Source organism: Streptomyces sp. NPDC001717, from assembly GCF_042892775.1.
In the GTDB taxonomy this organism is placed as follows: domain Bacteria; phylum Actinomycetota; class Actinomycetes; order Streptomycetales; family Streptomycetaceae; genus Streptomyces.
Genome location: NZ_JBIAUK010000013.1, coordinates 108,871 through 126,381, shown reverse-complemented (window position 1 = coordinate 126,381; position 17,511 = coordinate 108,871). Strand labels below are relative to the sequence as shown.

Annotated in this window: 18 protein-coding genes; 9 read left to right on the top strand and 9 right to left on the bottom strand. The window is 71.8% G+C overall.

The window, feature by feature from the left end; all coding sequences use genetic code 11:
* The first annotated feature begins 14 nt into the window (after nucleotides 1-14).
* The 6 genes from ACFYZL_RS21860 (at nucleotide 15) to ACFYZL_RS21835 (ending at nucleotide 6,091) form a co-directional block, all read left to right on the top strand.
* On the top strand, nucleotides 15-326 hold the full coding sequence (locus ACFYZL_RS21860) for an urease subunit beta (RefSeq protein ID WP_388681021.1): 312 nt from the start codon (nucleotides 15-17) through the stop codon (nucleotides 324-326).
* Complete coding sequence (locus tag ACFYZL_RS21855; RefSeq protein WP_384749245.1) at nucleotides 319-2,040, top strand: urease subunit alpha; 1,722 nt, start codon at nucleotides 319-321, stop codon at nucleotides 2,038-2,040. Before ACFYZL_RS21860 ends, ACFYZL_RS21855 begins: the two co-directional genes overlap by 8 nt.
* A 16-nt stretch (nucleotides 2,041-2,056) precedes the next feature.
* Complete coding sequence (locus ACFYZL_RS21850) at nucleotides 2,057-2,731, top strand: urease accessory protein UreF (RefSeq protein ID WP_388681018.1); 675 nt, start codon at nucleotides 2,057-2,059, stop codon at nucleotides 2,729-2,731.
* Nucleotides 2,732-2,750: 19 nt separating this feature from the next.
* On the top strand, nucleotides 2,751-3,446 hold the full coding sequence (gene ureG / locus ACFYZL_RS21845) for an urease accessory protein UreG (RefSeq protein ID WP_384749239.1): 696 nt from the start codon (nucleotides 2,751-2,753) through the stop codon (nucleotides 3,444-3,446).
* Nucleotides 3,443-4,228, top strand: a complete 786-nt coding sequence (locus tag ACFYZL_RS21840) for an urease accessory protein UreD (RefSeq protein WP_384749236.1) — start codon at nucleotides 3,443-3,445, stop codon at nucleotides 4,226-4,228. Before ureG ends, ACFYZL_RS21840 begins: the two co-directional genes overlap by 4 nt.
* A 246-nt stretch (nucleotides 4,229-4,474) precedes the next feature.
* Complete coding sequence (locus ACFYZL_RS21835; RefSeq protein WP_384749311.1) at nucleotides 4,475-6,091, top strand: alpha/beta hydrolase; 1,617 nt, start codon at nucleotides 4,475-4,477, stop codon at nucleotides 6,089-6,091.
* Nucleotides 6,092-6,125: 34 nt separating this feature from the next.
* On the opposite strand, the gene ACFYZL_RS21830 is transcribed toward ACFYZL_RS21835, so the two are convergent.
* The 6 genes from ACFYZL_RS21830 to ACFYZL_RS21805 all read right to left on the bottom strand — a co-directional run bounded on the left by ACFYZL_RS21830 (nucleotide 6,126) and on the right by ACFYZL_RS21805 (nucleotide 11,371).
* Nucleotides 6,126-6,836 carry a lysophospholipid acyltransferase family protein gene (locus ACFYZL_RS21830; protein WP_376657130.1) on the bottom strand — a complete coding sequence of 237 codons (711 nt, stop codon included), beginning with the start codon at nucleotides 6,834-6,836 and terminating at the stop codon, nucleotides 6,126-6,128.
* Between the two features lie 84 nt (nucleotides 6,837-6,920).
* Nucleotides 6,921-7,079, bottom strand: a complete 159-nt coding sequence (locus tag ACFYZL_RS21825; RefSeq protein ID WP_384593903.1) for a hypothetical protein — start codon at nucleotides 7,077-7,079, stop codon at nucleotides 6,921-6,923.
* A gap of 32 nt (nucleotides 7,080-7,111) precedes the next feature.
* On the bottom strand, nucleotides 7,112-8,068 hold the full coding sequence (locus ACFYZL_RS21820; RefSeq protein ID WP_388681012.1) for a cytochrome c oxidase assembly protein: 957 nt from the start codon (nucleotides 8,066-8,068) through the stop codon (nucleotides 7,112-7,114).
* Between the two features lie 99 nt (nucleotides 8,069-8,167).
* Entirely contained in the window at nucleotides 8,168-9,193 is a 1,026-nt protein-coding gene (locus ACFYZL_RS21815; protein ID WP_384749228.1) for a 6-phosphofructokinase, read from the bottom strand.
* 190 nt (nucleotides 9,194-9,383) lie between these two features.
* Entirely contained in the window at nucleotides 9,384-10,112 is a 729-nt protein-coding gene (locus ACFYZL_RS21810) for a type 1 glutamine amidotransferase (RefSeq protein WP_384749225.1), read from the bottom strand.
* A gap of 20 nt (nucleotides 10,113-10,132) precedes the next feature.
* Nucleotides 10,133-11,371: a MurT ligase domain-containing protein gene (locus tag ACFYZL_RS21805; RefSeq protein ID WP_384593891.1), complete on the bottom strand. Its 1,239-nt coding sequence runs from the start codon at nucleotides 11,369-11,371 to the stop codon at nucleotides 10,133-10,135.
* Between the two features lie 123 nt (nucleotides 11,372-11,494).
* Here ACFYZL_RS21805 and def point away from each other — a divergent pair, with 123 nt between their 5' ends.
* Nucleotides 11,495-12,049: a peptide deformylase gene (gene def / locus ACFYZL_RS21800; protein WP_384749222.1), complete on the top strand. Its 555-nt coding sequence runs from the start codon at nucleotides 11,495-11,497 to the stop codon at nucleotides 12,047-12,049.
* 142 nt (nucleotides 12,050-12,191) lie between these two features.
* Here the strand turns inward: def and ACFYZL_RS21795 are convergent, their stop codons facing one another.
* Entirely contained in the window at nucleotides 12,192-12,836 is a 645-nt protein-coding gene (locus ACFYZL_RS21795; protein ID WP_384749219.1) for a TetR family transcriptional regulator, read from the bottom strand.
* Nucleotides 12,837-13,037: 201 nt separating this feature from the next.
* Between ACFYZL_RS21795 and ACFYZL_RS21790 the strand changes: the two genes are divergently transcribed.
* Nucleotides 13,038-14,267, top strand: coding sequence for an acyl-CoA dehydrogenase family protein (locus ACFYZL_RS21790; protein ID WP_384586566.1), 1,230 nt, complete (start codon nucleotides 13,038-13,040; stop codon nucleotides 14,265-14,267).
* Nucleotides 14,268-14,429: 162 nt separating this feature from the next.
* Here the strand turns inward: ACFYZL_RS21790 and ACFYZL_RS21785 are convergent, their stop codons facing one another.
* Entirely contained in the window at nucleotides 14,430-14,675 is a 246-nt protein-coding gene (locus ACFYZL_RS21785) for a hypothetical protein (RefSeq protein ID WP_384750639.1), read from the bottom strand.
* A gap of 348 nt (nucleotides 14,676-15,023) precedes the next feature.
* On the opposite strand from ACFYZL_RS21785, the gene ACFYZL_RS21780 reads away from it, so the two are divergent.
* On the top strand, nucleotides 15,024-15,209 hold the full coding sequence (locus ACFYZL_RS21780; protein ID WP_365170754.1) for a DUF5999 family protein: 186 nt from the start codon (nucleotides 15,024-15,026) through the stop codon (nucleotides 15,207-15,209).
* 143 nt (nucleotides 15,210-15,352) lie between these two features.
* On the opposite strand, the gene ACFYZL_RS21775 is transcribed toward ACFYZL_RS21780, so the two are convergent.
* Nucleotides 15,353-17,464: an ATP-binding protein gene (locus ACFYZL_RS21775; RefSeq protein WP_384750634.1), complete on the bottom strand. Its 2,112-nt coding sequence runs from the start codon at nucleotides 17,462-17,464 to the stop codon at nucleotides 15,353-15,355.
* Nucleotides 17,465-17,511 lie beyond the last annotated feature (47 nt).

Below are 17,511 nucleotides of genomic sequence, written 5' to 3'. Positions count from 1 at the left end.
AGGGGGTCACCCGCATGATCCCGGGCGAGATCGCCTACGGGGACGGACCGGTGCTCCTCAACGAGGGCCGTCCCGTCACCCGCCTCACGGTGCTCAATGCCGCCGACCGGCCCGTCCAGGTCGGCTCCCACTACCACTTCGCCGAGGTCAACCCCGGCCTCGAATTCGACCGGGACGCCGCCCGCGGGCTGCGCCTCGACATCGCCGCCGGTACCGCCGTCCGCTTCGAGCCGGGCATCCCGGTCGCGGTGGACCTCGTACCGCTGGCCGGACTGCGCGCCGTACCGGGTCTGCGCGGGGAGATCGGAGGGCCGCTCGATGTCTGAGATCTCCCGACAGGTGTACTCCGACCTCTTCGGGCCGACCACCGGTGACCGGATCCGGCTGGCCGACACGGACCTCTTCGTCGAGATCGAGCAGGACCTGGCCGGCGGCCCCGGGCGGGCCGGCGACGAGGCCGTGTTCGGCGGCGGCAAGGTGATCCGCGAGTCCATGGGTCAGGCCCGCACCACCCGGGCGGAGGGCGCGCCCGACACCGTCATCACCGGGGTCGTCGTCCTCGACCACTGGGGCATCGTCAAGGCCGACGTCGGCATCCGCGACGGCCGGATCTGCGGCATCGGCAAGGCCGGCAACCCCGACACCATGGACGGCGTGGACCCCGCGCTCGTCATCGGACCCGAGACCGAGATCATCGCGGGCAACGGGAAGATCGTCACCGCAGGCGCCATCGACGCGCACGTGCACTTCATCTCGCCCACGGTCATGGAGGCGGCGCTCGCCTCCGGGATCACCACCCTCGTAGGCGGCGGCACCGGACCGGCCGAGGGCAGCAAGGCCACCACCGTCACCCCCGGACCCTGGCACCTGGCACGGATGTTCGCGGCGCTGGACGCCTACCCGGTCAACATCGGTCTGCTCGGCAAGGGCAACACCATGTCCCGCGAGGCCATGCACTCCCAGCTGCGCGGCGGCGCGCTCGGGTTCAAGCTCCACGAGGACTGGGGTTCCACCCCGGCCGTCATCGACGCCTGTCTGAGCGTCTGCGAGGAGACGGGCGCCCAGGTCGCCATCCACACCGACACCCTCAACGAGGCCGGCTTCGTCGCCGACACCCTCGCCGCCATCGCCGGGCGGACCATCCACTCGTACCACACCGAAGGCGCCGGCGGCGGGCACGCACCCGACATCATCAGCGTGGTCTCCGAGCCGAACGTCCTGCCCAGCTCCACCAACCCCACCCGGCCGCACACCGTCAACACCGTCGAGGAACACCTCGACATGCTGATGGTCTGCCACCACCTCAACCCGGCCGTCCCCGAGGACCTCGCCTTCGCCGAATCCCGGATCCGGCCCTCGACCATCGCCGCCGAGGACGTCCTGCACGACCTCGGGGCCATCTCCATCATCTCCTCCGACTCCCAGGCCATGGGCCGGGTCGGCGAGGTCGTGATGCGCACCTGGCAGACCGCCCACGTGATGAAGAAGCGGCGCGGCTTCCTCCCCGGCGACGGGCCCGCCGACAACCACCGTGCCCGCCGCTACGTCGCCAAGTACACGATCAACCCCGCCGTGGCCCAGGGACTCGCCCGCGACATCGGCTCCGTGGAGAACGGCAAGCTCGCCGACCTTGTGCTGTGGAACCCGGCCTTCTTCGGCGTCAAGCCCGAAGTGGTCATCAAGGGCGGCCAGATCGCCTACGCGCAGATGGGCGACGCCAACGCCTCCATCCCCACCCCGCAGCCCGTCCTGCCCCGCCCGATGTTCGGCAGCACCGGACGCGCACCCGCTCTGAACTCGCTCAACTTCACCGCGCAGGCGGCCCTCGACGACGGCCTGCCCGAGCGGCTCGGCCTCGGCAAGACCTTCACCGCCATCGAGAACACCCGGAAGGTCTCCAAGGCGGACATGCGCAACAACGACGCCATGCCGAGGGTCGAGGTCGACGCCGACACCTTCACCGTCACCATCGACGGCGAGGCCGTGGAGCCCGCCCCCGCGGCGGAACTGCCCATGGCGCAGAGATACTTCCTCTTCTGATGGGCGGCGCAGTCCGATGAGCCTCGCCGCACTGCTCGTCCTCGCCGACGGCCGCTTCCCCGCCGGAGGGCACGCCCACTCCGGCGGAGCCGAGGCCGCCTGCAAGGCGGGCCGGATCCACGACGCCGCCACCCTGGAGGACTTCTGCCGGGGCCGGCTGCACACCACCGGGCTCACCTCGGCGGCCCTCGCGGCGGCCGCCGCCCTCGGGCTCGACCCGGCAGATCTCGACACCGCCGCCGACGCCCGCACCCCCTCGCCCGCACTGCGCACAGCGGCGAGGAGGCTCGGCAGGCAGCTGCTGCGCGCCGCCCGCGCCACCTGGCCGTCGCCCGAACTGGACGCACTGGCCGCGGCCTTCCCGCGCGGAGCCCACCAGCCCGTGGTGCTCGGCATCACCGCCCGGGCGGCGGGCCTCGGGCCGCTCGACGCCGCGCACGTGGCGGCGTACGAGAGCGTCAGCGGTCCCGCCACCGCGACCGTACGCCTGCTCGGCCTGGACCCCTTCGAGGCGAGCGGGGTGCTGGCCCGGCTCGCCCCCGCGCTCGACGACGTCTGCGCCGAGGCGGCCACGGCCGCGCTGCTGGCCCGCTCCGAGGGCCTGGAGGCGCTGCCCGCGGCCTCCTCGCCGCTGCTGGACATTTCGGCGCAGGTCCATGCCGACTGGCCGGTACGCCTCTTCGCTTCCTGAATCCCCAAGGAGACCCCCCATGCACCTCGACCACGCCGTGACCTATCCCCAGCGGCACACGCACGGCGCCGACCCGCTGCGGCCCGACGGCACCCGCCGCGCCCTGCGGATCGGCCTCGGCGGCCCCGTCGGATCGGGCAAGACCGCCACCGTCGCAGCCCTGTGCCGCGCCCTGCGCAGCGAGCTGTCCATGGCCGTCGTCACCAACGACATCTACACCCGGGAGGACGCCGAGTTCCTGCTGCGCGAGGCCGTCCTGCCCCCCGAACGGATCGCCGCCGTCGAAACCGGGGCCTGCCCGCACACCGCCATCCGCGACGACATCTCCGCCAACCTGGAGGCCGTCGAGGAACTGGAGGAGGCCTTCCGCGAGAACGGCCGACTCGACCTGATCCTCGTCGAGTCCGGCGGGGACAACCTCACCGCCACCTTCTCCCGCGGACTCGTCGACGCCCAGATCTTCGTCATCGACGTGGCCGGCGGCGACGACATCCCCCGCAAGGGCGGCCCCGGCGTCACCACCGCGGACCTCCTCGTCGTCAACAAGACCGATCTCGCCCCGCACGTCGGCTCCGACCTCGGCCGGATGGCCCGCGACGCCGCCGACCAGCGCGGTGAACTCCCCGTCGCCTTCCAGTCGCTGCGCGGCCCCGAGGGAGTGGGCCCGGTGGCCGACTGGGTGCGCGAGCGCATCGTCGCCTGGGACGCCCGGTGACCACTGCACCGCCCCTCTCCCCGCCCCCGGCGGGCGTACGGGCCACCGCCCGTATCCGCGCGACCGCCGACGGGCGGGGCGGTACCGCCCTGCCGCTGCTCGCCGGCGAAGGACCTCTCGCGCTGCGCCGCACCCGGGGCACCGGAGCCGAGGCCGGAGTGATGCTCGTCGGCGCGATGAGCGCCCCCCTCGGCGGGGACCACCTCACCGTCGAAGCCGCCGTCGGGCCCGGCGCGAACCTCGCGCTCGGCTCGGCCGCGGCCACCCTGGCCCTGCCCGGCCGGGGCGGCGAACCCGCGCGGTACGACGTACACCTGACCCTGGACGACGGGGCGTCGGTGCGCTGGCTGCCGGAACCGCTGGTCTCCGTACGCGGCAGCGAACTGCGCGTGCACACCCGCGTGGAGCTGGCCCCCACCGCCCGGCTCCTGCTGCGCGAGGAGCAGGTGCTGGGCCGCAGCGGCGAGGACCCGGGTCTGCTGCGCAGCCGCCTGTCCGTCACCCGCGGCGGGCGGCCCCTGCTCGACCAGGACCTGGCCTGCGGACCGGGCGCCCCCAACGGCTGGGACGGCCCGGCGGGCCTCGCCGGGCACCGGGTCCTGGGACAACTCCTCGTCGTGAAGCCCGACTTCGCCGGAAACCCGCCGCAGGCCGGGACACTGGGGGAGTTCGCGGCGGTGACCCCGCTGGCCGGTCCCGCGGTCCTCGTCACGGCCCTCGCCCCCGACGCGCTCACGCTGCGCACGCTGCTGGAGGAGGCCCGCGCCACCTACGCCTGGTGACCGAGGGGCGAACACGGGACGAAGCAGACACCGCTCAGCGGTACACACCTTTCCGGTTATCGGGTTGGCAAAGAAGTCGAACCGGCTCTGTCGCCAACTCCCGGTAAGGCGCAAGGATCCCCCTGCACGCGGACCGCCGCACCCGGCGGTCCGTGCCGTATCTGACGCAGGGGGATCAACCACGTGATACGCAACGCGGCGCTGGGGAGCGCCGCCACACTGATCACCGGAACGCTGGCGGCGAGCATGCTGCTCGCCACGCCGGCCTCGGCGGCCACCGCCGGCCGTGACAACGGGGTCCCGGAGGCGCTGGGCGTCCAGCTCGCCGCCGCCCGTGCCGCCCGTACCGGGATCGAATGGAAGGACTGCCCGGCCGACTGGGGCTTCGCGGCCCCGATCCAGTGCGGCTGGGTCAAGGTCCCGCTGGACTACGCCAAGCCCTTCGGCAAGACCATCGACCTCGCGGTCGACCGCGCGGTCAGCACGGGCACCAAGGAGGAGCGCCAGGGCGCGCTCGTCTACAACCCCGGCGGCCCCGGTGGTTCGGGCATGCGCTTCCCGCGCCGGTCCACCACCAACAGCCCGCTGTGGGTCAACACCGCCAAGGCGTACGACTTCGTCGGTTTCGACCCGCGCGGTGTCGGCCACTCGGCGCCGATCTCCTGCATCGACCCGCAGGAGTTCGTCAAGGCCCCCAAGGCCGACCCGGTCCCGGACTCCGCGGCCGACAAGAGCGCCCAGCGCAAGCTCGCCGCGGAGTACGCGGACGGCTGCAAGGAGCGCAGCGGCGAGATGCTGCCGTACATGACCACGCCGAACACCGCGCGCGACCTGGACGTCATCCGGGCCGCCCTCGGTGAGAAGAAGCTGAACTTCCTCGGCGTCTCCTACGGCACCTACATCGGCGGGGTCTACGCGACCCTGTTCCCGAGCCACGTGCGTCGCATGATCGTCGACAGCGTGGTCAACCCGGCGCAGGACAACATCTGGTACGAGGCCAACCTCGGCCAGGACGTCGCCTTCCAGATGCGCTGGAACGACTGGCAGGACTGGGTCGCCAAGAACGACGCGGTCTTCCACCTCGGTGACACCCGCGCCAAGGTCGAGGCCAAGTACCAGGAGCTGCGCGCCAAGGCCAAGGCGCACCCGCTCGGCGGAGTCGTCGGCCCGGCGGAGCTCATCGGCTTCTTCCAGGGTGCTCCGTACTACGACTCGTCCTGGGTGCCCGTCGCCCAGACCTTCGCGGCCTGGGCCGCGGGTGACGAGCAGGCGCTCATCGACGCCATCGCCCCGGACATGACGGACGTCAAGGGCAACGCGGCTTCGGAGAACGGCAACGCCGTCTACACCGCCGTCGAGTGCGCCGACGCCAAGTGGCCCACCAGCTGGGCCAAGTGGGACCGGGACAACTCCAAGCTGCACGAGAAGTACCCGTTCCTGACCTGGTCCAACGCCTGGATGAACCTGCCCTGCGCGACCTGGAAGTCCAAGCAGAGCAACCCGATCGAGGTCGGCGCGAACGCCAGGCGCGGTCTGCCGCCGGTCCTGATCGTCCAGTCCGAGCGGGACGCGGCCACGCCGTACGAGGGCGGGGTCGAGCTGCACCGTCGCCTCGGCGGCTCGCGTCTGATCACCGAGAAGAACGCCGGCTCGCACGGCGTCACCAGCCTGGTGAACCCCTGCATCAACACGCGGGTGGACGCCTACCTGCTGACCGGCAAGGTCGACGCCCAGGACGTGAAGTGCGACCCGCACGCCACCCCGGTGGCCCCGGCCGCCTCCGCGGCCCGGGCGCTGACGTCCGACGCCGCACCGGCGGACTCCGTGTTCCCGGCGCGTGAGGAACTCCCGGCCATCCGTTAAGGACCGGGAGCGGCAGTGACGTACGGGAGAAGGCTCAGCGTGAGGAGCGCCGGGCCTTCTTCCGTGCTTCCTCCTCCTCGGCCTTGACCTCGGCCGCGTACCGGTCGACGTACTCCTGGCCGGACAGTTCGAGGATCGCGTACATGATCTCGTCGGTGACGGCCCGCAGCACGGCCCGCTCGCCCTCCAGACCCTCGTACCGGGAGAAGTCCAGCGGCCGGCCGAAGCGGATGGTCACGCGCCGGATGTTCGGGATCTTCTGCCCGGGAGGTTGGATCTCGAAGGTTCCGACCATCGCGCACGGGATGACCGGCACCCCGGCGCGCAGCGCCATCGCGGCCACGCCCACCTTGCCCTTGTAGAGCCGCCCGTCGTGCGAGCGCGTCCCCTCCGGGTAGATGCCCAGCAGTTCGTCCTTGGCCAGCACCCCCAGCCCCTCCCGCAGGGCTGCCTGCCCGGCGTCCTTGCCGGAGCGGTCCACCGGGATCTGCCCGGCGCTGCGGAAGAACGCGGCGGTCAGCCGCCCCTTCACGCCGGGGCCGGTGAAGTACTCGGCCTTCGCGAGGAAGGTGATGCGCCGCTTGAGGATCGCGGGCATCAGGAAGTGGTCGGAGAACGACAGATGGTTGCCCGCGACGATCGCGGCGCCCTCGGCCGGAATGTTCTCCAGACCCTCGATCCGGGGCCTGAACAACAGCCGCAACAGCGGACCGAGCAAGACGTGCTTGAGCAAGTGGTAGAACACCAGGCCACTCCCGTCGATGTCCCGTCGTCACGGTCATCCTACGGACGGTGAGCCCGCCCACCCGAGGGGGTGGACGCTACTTCGTCAACCGTTGCGGGAAGCCGCCATGCCGACGGTGATCATCCCCAGCACGATCCAGCCGAACCACAGCCAGCCGTTGCTGCCGAGGGCCACGGAGTACGTGGCGACGGCCACCAGGGCGGCGAAGGTCAGGACGGCCATCGCCTTCACGGATCCGGTCATGCCCCATGGTGGCGCGCGAAGGTGCCGTTCCGCTACTGGCCACGCGCGCGCAGCGAGGCGAGATACGAGTTGTACGCCGCCAGCTCCTGATCGCCGTCCCGGTCGGCGGCCCGGTCGGCACGCTTCGCCGCCCGCTGCTCCGAGTGGTACCACTGGTACATCAGCGCGATCAGCACCAGCACCGAGGGGATCTCGCTGAAGGCCCAGGCGATGCCGCCGCCCCACTGCTGGTCGAGGAGCGGGTCGATCCCGAGGGAGGCCGGCGGGTTCGAGTACGTCTTGATCATCGGCTGGCTCGCCATCATCAGGGCGATGCCGAAGAAGGCGTGGAAGGGCATGCCCGCGAAGAGTTCCAGCATGCGCATCACGTAGCCGGGGCGGTGCGGGCCCGGGTCGACGCCCATGATCGGCCAGAAGAACACGATGCCCACCGCGAGGAAGTGGACCATCATCGCGATGTGCCCGGTCCGGCTCTCCATCAGGAAGTCGAAGATCGGAGTGAAGTACAGCGCGTACAGGCTCGCGATGAACATCGGGATGGTGAAGGCCGGGTGCGTGATGATCCGCATGTACCGGCTGTGCAGCAGCATCAGGAGCAGCTCGCGCGGACCCTTGTGGCCGCGCGGGGCGGGCGGCAGGGCGCGCAGCGCCAGCGTCATCGGCGCCCCGAGCAGCAGCAGGATCGGCGTGATCATGCTGATCACCATGTGCTGCACCATGTGCACGCTGAACATGACCATGCCGTAGTCGTTCAGCTTGGTGCACATCACCAGGACCACGGTCAGCACGCCGACCGTGAACGCGATCGTGCGGCCGGTCGACCAGGAGTCCCCGCGACGGCGCAGCCGCAGCACGCCCCACCCGTACAGGGCGAGGCCGATCAGCGAGCCGAACAGGAAGAAGGCGTCGAAGGAGAACTCCAACCCGCGGCCGAGGGTGAAGGGCGGCAGGTCCATGTTCATGTCCATGCCGTGCCCGCTGTGATCCATCTGTTCACTCCCTTGACCGTGGTGCCCCACCACAGTAGTGCCGCCCCCGGACGCAGCTGCGCGCGGGGGCGGCATGAGGGCAAAAGCCCCCGAAAGGGCTTACAGAACGGTCTGCGCCTCTTCGTAGCGCTGGGCCGGAACCGTCTTGAGGGTCGAGGTCGCCTCGGCGAGCGGGACCATCTCGATCTCCGTGCCGCGCAGCGCCGTCAGCATGCCGAACTCGCCCCGGTGCGCCGCCTCCACGGCGTGCCAACCGAAGCGGGTGGCCAGGACCCGGTCGTAGGCGGTGGGCGTGCCGCCGCGCTGGACGTGGCCCAGGATCACCGGCCGGGCCTCCTTGCCCAGACGGTTCTCCAGCTCCACCGCCAGCCGGTTGCCGATGCCGGCGAACCGCTCGTGGCCGTAGATGTCGGTGCCGCCCTGCTCCAGCTCCATCGATCCGGGCTTCGGCTTGGCGCCCTCGGCGACCACGACGATCGCGAACCGCTTGCCCGCCGAGAAGCGCTCGCCGACGATCCGCGTCAGCTGCTCGACGTCGAAGGGGCGCTCCGGGACCACGATCGCGTGCGCGCCGGCCGCCATGCCCGAGTGCAGGGCGATCCAGCCGGTGTGGCGGCCCATGACCTCGACGACCATCACGCGCTGGTGCGACTCGGCGGTGGTCTTCAGTCGGTCCAGGGCCTCGGTGGCGACGCCGACGGCGGTGTCGAAGCCGAAGGTCACGTCGGTCGACGCGATGTCGTTGTCGATGGTCTTCGGGACGCCCACGATGGGCAGGCCGGCCTCGGAGAGGAGGTTCGCGGCCTTCAGGGTGCCTTCGCCGCCGATCGGGATGATCGCGTCGAGGCCGAGGTCCGCGACGTGGCCGCGGGCACGCTCCACGCCGTCGCGCAGGTGCGCGGGCTGGACGCGGGAGGAGCCGAGGATCGTGCCGCCGCGGGCGAGGATGCCCGCCACGGCGTCGAGGTCGAGCTTGCGGTAGTCCGCCTCCAGCAGGCCCTTCCAGCCGTCGAGGAAGCCGATCACCTCGTCGCCGTGGTCCACGACGGCGCGGTGTACGACGGAACGGATGACGGCGTTGAGGCCGGGGCAGTCGCCACCGGAAGTGAGCACACCTATGCGCATGGCAGGGGAGACCTTTGCAACGTGGGCCGACGACCGGACCACGTCGTCCGGTTGGAACTACCCGTCACCCTACAAGCGGAAAGAGGGTGGACTGAACCATCCTCCACATCCTGTTACCCAAGGTCGTACGAACGCACGTCGGCCCGGTTCCCACCACGGGAAACCGGGCCGAACGGCTGGTGCGGGCGTGCTACGCGGGCTGCGTCGCCGCCGCGATGCGCTCCGCGCGGAGCGCCTCGTACCACCGGTCGTCTATGGGCGGCAGGGCGTTCACGTCGAGGGCCAGCTTGAGCAGCAGGTCCGCGATCAGCGGGTTGCGGGCCATCACGGGACCGTGCATGTACGTGCCGAACACCGTGTCGTTGTACGCGCCTTCGGTGCCGTCGCCGGTGCCGTTGCCGCGGCCCATCGTCACCCGGGCGAACGGCTTTGCCGTCGGGCCGAGGTGGGTCACGCCCTGGTGGTTCTCGAAGCCCGTCAGCTGCGGCAGGCCGAGCCGCGGGTCGATGTCCGCGAGGACGTCGCCGACGCACCGCTCGCCCTCACCGCGCACGGTGACGACGTCGAGCAGGCCCAGGCCCTCTTGGCGCTGGCCCACGTCGTTGACGAACTCCTTGCCGAGGATCTGGTAGCCGGCGCAGACGGAGAAGACGATCGCCCCGTTCGAGACGGCCCGCTCCAGACCGCCGTCGCGCAGCAGGCGCTCCGCGGCCAGCCGCTGCGGCCGGTCCTCGCCGCCGCCGATCAGGTAGATGTCACCCGAGGTCGGGATCGGCTGGTCGCTGCGGACGTCCACGCGCTGCACGTCCAGGCCGCGCTGGCGCGCCCGGCGCTCCACCACCAGGGCGTTGCCCTGGTCTCCGTACGTGCTCAGCAGGTCGGGGTAGACCCACACCAGACGCAGGCTGTTGTCGCTCATGCTCTCTGTCCTTGAGGGTGCTAGTTGCCGACGCGGCGGCGGACGTCCTGGAAGGCGGTGTAGTTCGCGATCAGCTCGATCTGACCGGGCGGCGCGAGCTGCACGGCCTCGTCGAGGGTCTCGCACACCCGGAAGTCCAGCCCCGCGACTTCCAGGCGGACCGCCAGGTCCAGCTTGCGGTCGCCGATCACGAAGATCGGGTGACCGGCCAGACGCGGGTAGTCCACGTCCCACAGCCAGGAGGTGTCGGTGCCGTCGGCGCCGCGGGCGTTGACCGAGAGGATCACCGGCGTGGGCGGGGGATCGATCAGGGAAAACGTTTCGAGCCAGCCCGCCGGGTTCTTCGCGAGCAGCAGCCGCAGCTCACGGCCCTGGAAGTTCACCACGTCGTAGCGACCGGCGACGGCCTGCACCTGGTACATCCGCTCCAGCGCGACCTGCGGCGGAACGCCGAAGACGGCGGCGACGGCCGCCGAGGTGGCGGCGTTCGCCTTGTTGGCGCGGCCGGGCAGCTGGAGGTGGATCGGCCAGGCCGAACCGTGCGGGTCCAGCACGTGGTCGCCCGAGAGCACCCAGGTCGGGGTGGGACGGCGGAAACCGCACTCGCCGCAGAACCAGTCGTCGCCCGGGCGCTGCATGACGCCACCGCAGGAGGGGCACGACCAGGCGTCGTCCTTCCACTCCTGGCCGGCCGCGACCCAGACCACGTTCTGCGAGGAGGACGCGGACCACACGATCAGCGGGTCGTCGCAGTTCGCGACGATGACGGCCTTCGAACCTTCGAGGCCCTCGCGCCACTTCTCCGCGAGCATGCGGGTCTCGGCGGCGCGGTCCAGCTGGTCGCGGGAGAGGTTGAGCAGGGCGATCACCTTGGGGGTGACGTCCCGGGCCACGCCCGCCAGGTACTTCTCGTCGACCTCGATGACGCCGTACTTGGCGTCCGAGCCACCGGCGAGGGCCGAGGTGATGCCGGCCGGCATGTTCGCGCCCAGCGCGTTGGAGACGACCGGACCGCTGGCCCGCAGGGCCTCCGCGATCAGTCGGGTCGTCGTGGTCTTGCCGTTCGTCGCGGAGACGAGGACGACATCGAGATGCTGCGCGAGTGCTCCGAGGAGATCGGGGTCGAGTCTGAGAGCGACCTTGCCTCCGATCACCGATCCGCTTCCGCGTCCCGCGGCCCGCGACACCGCCGCCGCGGCCTTGCCCGCCGTCACGGCCAGCTTGGCCCGCGGCGAAAGCGGCTCCGTGTTGCCTGCCATCGTCCCTTGTCCTCCTTGCGTCGGTCGGCCCCAGCCTATCCAGTACCTGCGCGGGCCTTGACCGCGGCGCCCCAACGCCACGGCAGATCTCCTCATATATTCGCCCGTCGTACCCTTACGGCCATGCGACAGCGCCCCATCCCCGGTACCAACGGTCACGTCCGCACCATGAGCCTCCTGGGCGATCCGGTGCTGCATTCCGCTTGTGCGGAGGTCACCGAATTCGGCCCGGCCCTCGACCGGCTCATCGAGGACATGTTCGCGACGATGTACGCCGCGGAGGGCGTCGGGCTCGCCGCGAACCAGATCGGCGTGGGGCAGCGGGTGTTCGTGTACGACTGCCCGGACGACGAGGACGTGCGGCACGTCGGGCACGTCGTCAACCCGCGGCTGGTGGTCGCGGACGGGGACGAGTTCCTCGGGCCCGAGGGGTGCCTGTCCCTGCCGGGGCTGGAGGCCGGGACGGCGCGGTTCGACCGGGCGGTCGTGGAGGGGGTCACCTCGGACGGCGCCCCCGTGCGGATCGAGGGGACGGGGTTCTTCGCGCGGTGCCTGCAGCACGAGTGCGATCACCTTGCCGGTGGGGTGTACGCGGACCGGGTGACGGGGCTCCGGGCCCGTCGCCTGCGGCGCGCCATCCGCAAGACCCCGTGGGGCGCGGCGGCCCTCACCGACTAGCCGGGCCCCGGCCCGCCGGCGGCTGCGCCACGCTTCCCCGCTCTCCTTCCCGGGCCCCGCCTCTCCGCCGGCCCCCGCCTCTCCTCAAACGCCGGCGAGGCTGGATGGCCCGGCGTGGTCGGAGACGTGCGGCCGCAGGGGGTCAGAAGCCCGGGCCGTCTTCGCGGTTGCCGGCGGTGGCGAGGCGGCCCCAGAGGAGGTCCGTGAGGGCGGCGACCAGTTCCGCGCGCTCGCAGGGCCGTTCGCCCAGCCACCAGTCGCCCGCCGCGTGCATCATGCCGACGATGCCGTGGCCCCACACCCGGGCCAGGCGTTCACCGCCGGGGCCGAGGTCGACGCGTTCGCCGATCACCTGGGCCAGTTCCTCGCCGAGCCTGCGCAGCAGCGGCGCCGAGTGCAGGCCCACGTCGAACCCGCGCTCCGTGCTGTGGGAGTCCTCGGCCGGGTGCATCAGGAAGCGGTAGACCTGCGGGCGGGCCTCGATGGCGGCGAGGTAGGTGTCCAGGGTGTGTTCCACCCGGCTCCGCCGCTCGGCCGGGGCGTCGAGCGCGGCCCGCAGGGAGTCGAGCAGGGCGTCGGTGTGCCGCACGGCGAGCGCCTGGTAGAGGCCCGCCTTGTCGCCGAAGTGGCGGTAGAGGATGGGCTTGGTGATGCCGGCCTCGGCGGCGATGGCGTTCATGGAGGCCTTGGGGCCGTCCCTGAGCACGACCCGGTCCGCCGCTTCGAGCAGCTCCCGGCGCCGGCGATCGGCCGTGCCGGGCTCGCCGGCCTGCTGAGTGGTCTCCATGACGTGTTTCTCTCCCCGCCCTTGCGATGTGCGTGACGCCCACGCAACGTAACACCCCGCACACCCTGTCGATCCCATCGGCCGTACCTCCTTCGGCTGTGCTTGACAGTGCTTACTCGCCGGTAACAGACTGTGGCCATCGTGCTGGTTACCGCTAGTAACCCGTGCTGGACGAGAACGAGTAGGACAGGTGGAGGGGACATGGCGGAGTTCACCATGGAGCTGAGCGAGGACCAGAAGCAGGTGCAGGAGTGGATCCACGGCTTCGCCGCCGATGTGATCCGGCCCGCAGCCGCGGAATGGGACGAGCGCGAGGAGACTCCCTGGCCCGTCATCCAGGAGGCCGCCAAGGTCGGCATCTACTCCCTCGACTTCTACGCCCAGCAGTTCTTCGACCCCACGGGCCTCGGCATCCCCATGGCGATGGAGGAGCTGTTCTGGGGCGACGCGGGCATCGCCCTGTCCATCGTGGGCACCGGACTCGCGGCCATCGGCGTCGTCGCCAACGGCACCGAGGAGCAGATCGGCACCTGGATCCCGCAGATGTACGGCACCCCGGACGACGTGAAGGTGGCCGCCTTCTGCTCCTCCGAGCCGGACGCCGGATCGGACGTCGGGGCCATGCGGACCCGGGCCGTCTACGACCAGGCCAAGGACGAGTGGGTGCTGAACGGCACCAAGACCTGGGCGACCAACGGCGGCATCGCCAACGTCCACATCGTCGTGGCCGTGGTCGACCCGGAGCTGGGCACCAAGGGGCACGCCTCCTTCATCGTCCCGCCGAACACCCCGGGGCTGTCCCAGGGGCAGAAGTTCAAGAAGCACGGCATCCGTGCCTCGCACACCGCCGAGGTGGTGCTGGAGGACGTACGGGTTCCGGGTTCCTGTCTGCTCGGCGGCAAGGAGAAGCTGGACGAGCGGCTGGCGCGGGCGCGCGAGCGGGCCCGCAACGGCGGCGGGGAGCGCGTGAAGAACGCCGCCATGGCCACCTTCGAGGCCTCCCGGCCGGCCGTCGGCGCGATGGCCGTGGGCACGGCGCGCGCGGCGTACGAGGTGGCCCTGGACTACGCGAAGACCCGTACCCAGTTCGGGCGTCCGATCATCGACAACCAGGGCGTGGCCTTCCAACTCGCCGACATGAGGACGCAGATCGACGCGGCCCGGCTGCTGGTGTGGCGCGCCTCGTGGATGGCGGTCGCGGGTCGGCCGTTCACCTCGGCGGAGGGCTCGATGTCGAAGCTCTTCGCGAGCGAGGTGGCCAAGAAGGTCACCGCGCAGGCGGTCCAGATCCTCGGCGGCAACGGCTTCACCCGGGAGTACCCGGTGGAGCGCATGCACCGGGACAGCGCGATCTACACGATCTTCGAGGGGACGAGCGAGATCCAGCGGCTCGTCATCGCCCGCACCCTGTCCGGCATGCCGATCCGCTAGCGGCCGCCGCCGTGGCGTCCCGGCCACCCCGCGGTGTCCGGGACGTCGGCGTCGGCATGGGCCGAGCGCCGGCCGGAGGCCCCCGGCCGGTCCCCGCCCGGGCGGCAGCCGGGCCGACCCGGAACCGGGTGTGCCCCGATCACGGCACCCCGGCCCGCGCCCTCAGGGGCGCAGCAGGCGGGCGAGGGCCCGCCCGAACAGGCGCCGGCCCGCCCCGGCCACCAGGGGGTCCAGTGCGCGGGGGAGGCCGCGCAGGCGCAGGTCCTCGCGCCATTGGACCTCGCTGCCCCCGGTGGGGGAGCGGTGGATCTCGATCTCCGCCCAGCCCGTCACCGTGCGGCCGAGCTTCTCCAGGCGGACGAGGCCGGGCTCGGTGCCCGCCGGGGGGCGCCAGAGGACGACTTCCATGGGGTCGTCGAATGTGACCCTGCCCACGCCCGTGCGAGCCGTGAAGATCGTTCCGACGCGCGTGGGCCCGGGCGTCTCGATGATCGTCCGCGTGAGAGGGACCTGTGCGCCGTGCCCCGCCCAGTCCGTCACCCTTTTCCATGATTCGGAAGGCGGCAGCGGCGTCTGGTGAACGATCCGAATAGCGGGCATGAGCGCATGGTAATCGGGCATACACACCTTGAACTGGACCTCGAATATGGGTTCCGTCGGGGGGTGGCGATCGGTAATACTCACCGCCACCGTGGATCGCGGATTCGACCGGGTGACCACCGGCCTTCCCGCCCCACACTTGCGAGGAGGTGCGCCATGTGCTCCCACCAGCCCCCCTGCCCGTCCGCCGACAGCGCCGATCACGACGCCGCCCGCACCGTGGCTTCCCATCCCGAACAGGGTTGGAGTCTGCTCTGCAACGGCGTGGTCGTCTTCGACGACACCGGTGAACTGCTCCCCGAAGGCCAGACGGTGGAACCCCGCCGCCCGGCCCTGGTCTGAGCCAGGAGGCAGCATGCGCCAGCAGCTGATCCGCAAGCCCGTCCCCAAGCCCGCTCCCCGAGACCTGGATCTGCGCACACCGTCGGGCAGACCCCTCCCGTACTGACGGGAGCCCACCGGTTACGCCACCCACCGGCTGTCGGTCAGCCGGTGGGTGAGGCAGCGCCGCCCAGGAAGGCCGTCTCGTACGCGGCGTCGCCGATCGCCGCCCGGGCCTCCCGTTCGCCCTGGTCCCGCAGGGCCGTCAGCGAGGGGGAGCCCATCTGCGGCCGGCCGACCGTGCGCCACCAGGCGTGCCCGGTGCCCAGCAGCCGCGCCGCCAGTTCCCCGTCGCCCAGCGCCGCCACCGCCGCGGCCAGCAGGTCGAGGCCCAGCGCGATCCCGAAGCGGTCGCCGAGCAGCCGCTTCCCCGAGAGCATCGCCCGCACGTGCCGGGCCGCCTCCCCGTGATCGCCCAGGCCCAGCGCCGCCACCGCGAGGATGTAGTCCGCGTAGGCCCGCAGCCACCGTTCGCCCAGCTCCGCGCAGGCCTCCCGCAGGGACCGCGCCTCTTCCAGTGCCTCCTCGAACCGCCGCAGGTCGCACAGGGCGTAGCCGGTGGCCAGCTTGCACAGCAGCCAGCCCGCGCCGTCGGCGCGCCCGCCGTGGCCCGCCCGGGCCCGCGGACCGGCCAGCGCGAGCGCCCGTACGGGATCGCCGGGCATCAAGACCGACACCGCGTGCAGATAGGCGGCGCGCAGCTCCCGCTCCGGGTCCGACAGGAGGGCGGCGTCCCGTGTGCACCGCTCGCCGACGGCGCGGGCCGTGTCCATGTCGCCCTGGAGCAGCGCGGTGAGCCCGAGCGCCCACAGGGCCTGGTTGTGCGCCGGTCCGGGGTGCGGGGCGGCCCGCAGGGCCCGTTCCAGGAAGCCCCGGCCCTCGTGGACGTGCCCGCAGGAGAACCAGTAGAACCACAGCGCCCCGGCCATGCCGAGGGCCGCCTCCGCGTCGGTGCCCAGCAGGTGTTCCAGGGCCGTGCGGAGCTGTGCGTGCTCGGCGGTCATCCTGCGGTACCAGTCGACCTGGCCCGGGCCCAGCCAGCCGCGGTCGGCGGCCTCGGCGAGCGCCGCGTACCAGTGGGCGTGCCGGTCGGAGACGATCTGCACCTCGCCGAGCTCGACCAGCCAGTCGTGCCCGTACTCGCGGATCGTGTCCAGCATCCGGTAGCGGGCCCCCGCGCCCCGCTCCTCGCTGCGCAGCACCACCGACTTGGCGACCAGGCCCGCCAACAGGCGCTCCACGCGCGAGGCGGCCAGCGGGCCGCCCGCGCACACCGCACGGGCGGCGGCGACGTCGAAGTCCCCCGAGAACACGGACAACCGGGCCCACAGCAGCCGTTCCAGCGGCTCGCACAGCTCGTGGCTCCAGCCGATCGTCGTCCGCATCGTCTGGTGCCGGGGTACGCGGGAGGCGCGGCCGTCCGACGAGTGGCACGTCGACAGCAGGCCGAAGCGCTCACCGAGCCGCTCGGCCATCTCCTCCAGCGTCCACAACCTCATCCGGGCGCCCGCGAGTTCGAGGGCGAGCGGGATGCCGTCGAGGCTCCTGCACACGTCGGCGGCGACCGCCGTGCGGGCGGGGTCGGCGAAGACGGCCGCCGCCTGCGGGGTCGCGGCGAGGGCTCGCGCGCGGAAGAGGGCGAGGGCGTCGCTGTCGGGCCCCTCGCAGGGCAGCGGCCGGACCTCGACGACTTCCTCGCCGGGGGAGCCGAGCGGTTCGCGGGAAGTGACCACGACGGTCAACCCGGGTGCGGACTGCAGGAGTTCGCCCACCAGGTGGCGGCATTCGGTGACCAGGTGCTCGCAGGTGTCCAGTACGAGCAGGAGCCGCTTGTCCGCCATCCAGGCGCACAGCTCCTCGTCCAGGGAACGCGAGGTGTGGTCGGCGAGGCCGACCGCGTGGGAGATGGTCGTGGTGAGCAGGCCTGGGTCGCGCAGCGGTGAGAGCTCCACCCACCACACGCCGTCGGGCCTCGGTCCGACGGCCTCGGAGACGGCCCGCAGGGCGAGCCGGGACTTGCCCACGCCGCCCACCCCGGTGAGGGTGATCAGCCTCCGCTCCTCCAACAGGTCGTGAAGGAGAGCCAGTTCGCGTTCGCGGCCGACGAAGCCGGAAGGCCCGGGCGGCAGGTTCCCCGCCGTGGTGGCCGGGGCGGGCGCGGGATCGCCGCCGGCGGATCCTGCCTGATTGTCGTTGACCGAGTACTCACCGAACACGGATGTATTGTGCGTGATCTTCTTATCCGACAGAGTCGATTCCGGCC

Coding starts and splice junctions, on each gene's coding strand:
- ACFYZL_RS21860 (WP_388681021.1), top strand. CDS start 15: ATGATCCCGGGCGAGATCGCCTACGGGGACGGACCGGTGCTCCTCAAC.
- ACFYZL_RS21855 (WP_384749245.1), top strand. CDS start 319: ATGTCTGAGATCTCCCGACAGGTGTACTCCGACCTCTTCGGGCCGACC.
- ACFYZL_RS21850 (WP_388681018.1), top strand. CDS start 2,057: ATGAGCCTCGCCGCACTGCTCGTCCTCGCCGACGGCCGCTTCCCCGCC.
- ureG (WP_384749239.1), top strand. CDS start 2,751: ATGCACCTCGACCACGCCGTGACCTATCCCCAGCGGCACACGCACGGC.
- ACFYZL_RS21835 (WP_384749311.1), top strand. CDS start 4,475: ATGCTGCTCGCCACGCCGGCCTCGGCGGCCACCGCCGGCCGTGACAAC.
- ACFYZL_RS21825 (WP_384593903.1), bottom strand. CDS start 7,079: ATGACCGGATCCGTGAAGGCGATGGCCGTCCTGACCTTCGCCGCCCTG.
- ACFYZL_RS21820 (WP_388681012.1), bottom strand. CDS start 8,068: ATGGATCACAGCGGGCACGGCATGGACATGAACATGGACCTGCCGCCC.
- ACFYZL_RS21815 (WP_384749228.1), bottom strand. CDS start 9,193: ATGCGCATAGGTGTGCTCACTTCCGGTGGCGACTGCCCCGGCCTCAAC.
- ACFYZL_RS21810 (WP_384749225.1), bottom strand. CDS start 10,112: ATGAGCGACAACAGCCTGCGTCTGGTGTGGGTCTACCCCGACCTGCTG.
- ACFYZL_RS21805 (WP_384593891.1), bottom strand. CDS start 11,371: ATGGCAGGCAACACGGAGCCGCTTTCGCCGCGGGCCAAGCTGGCCGTG.
- def (WP_384749222.1), top strand. CDS start 11,495: ATGCGACAGCGCCCCATCCCCGGTACCAACGGTCACGTCCGCACCATG.
- ACFYZL_RS21795 (WP_384749219.1), bottom strand. CDS start 12,836: ATGGAGACCACTCAGCAGGCCGGCGAGCCCGGCACGGCCGATCGCCGG.
- ACFYZL_RS21790 (WP_384586566.1), top strand. CDS start 13,038: ATGGCGGAGTTCACCATGGAGCTGAGCGAGGACCAGAAGCAGGTGCAG.
- ACFYZL_RS21785 (WP_384750639.1), bottom strand. CDS start 14,675: ATGGAAGTCGTCCTCTGGCGCCCCCCGGCGGGCACCGAGCCCGGCCTC.
- ACFYZL_RS21780 (WP_365170754.1), top strand. CDS start 15,024: ATGTGCTCCCACCAGCCCCCCTGCCCGTCCGCCGACAGCGCCGATCAC.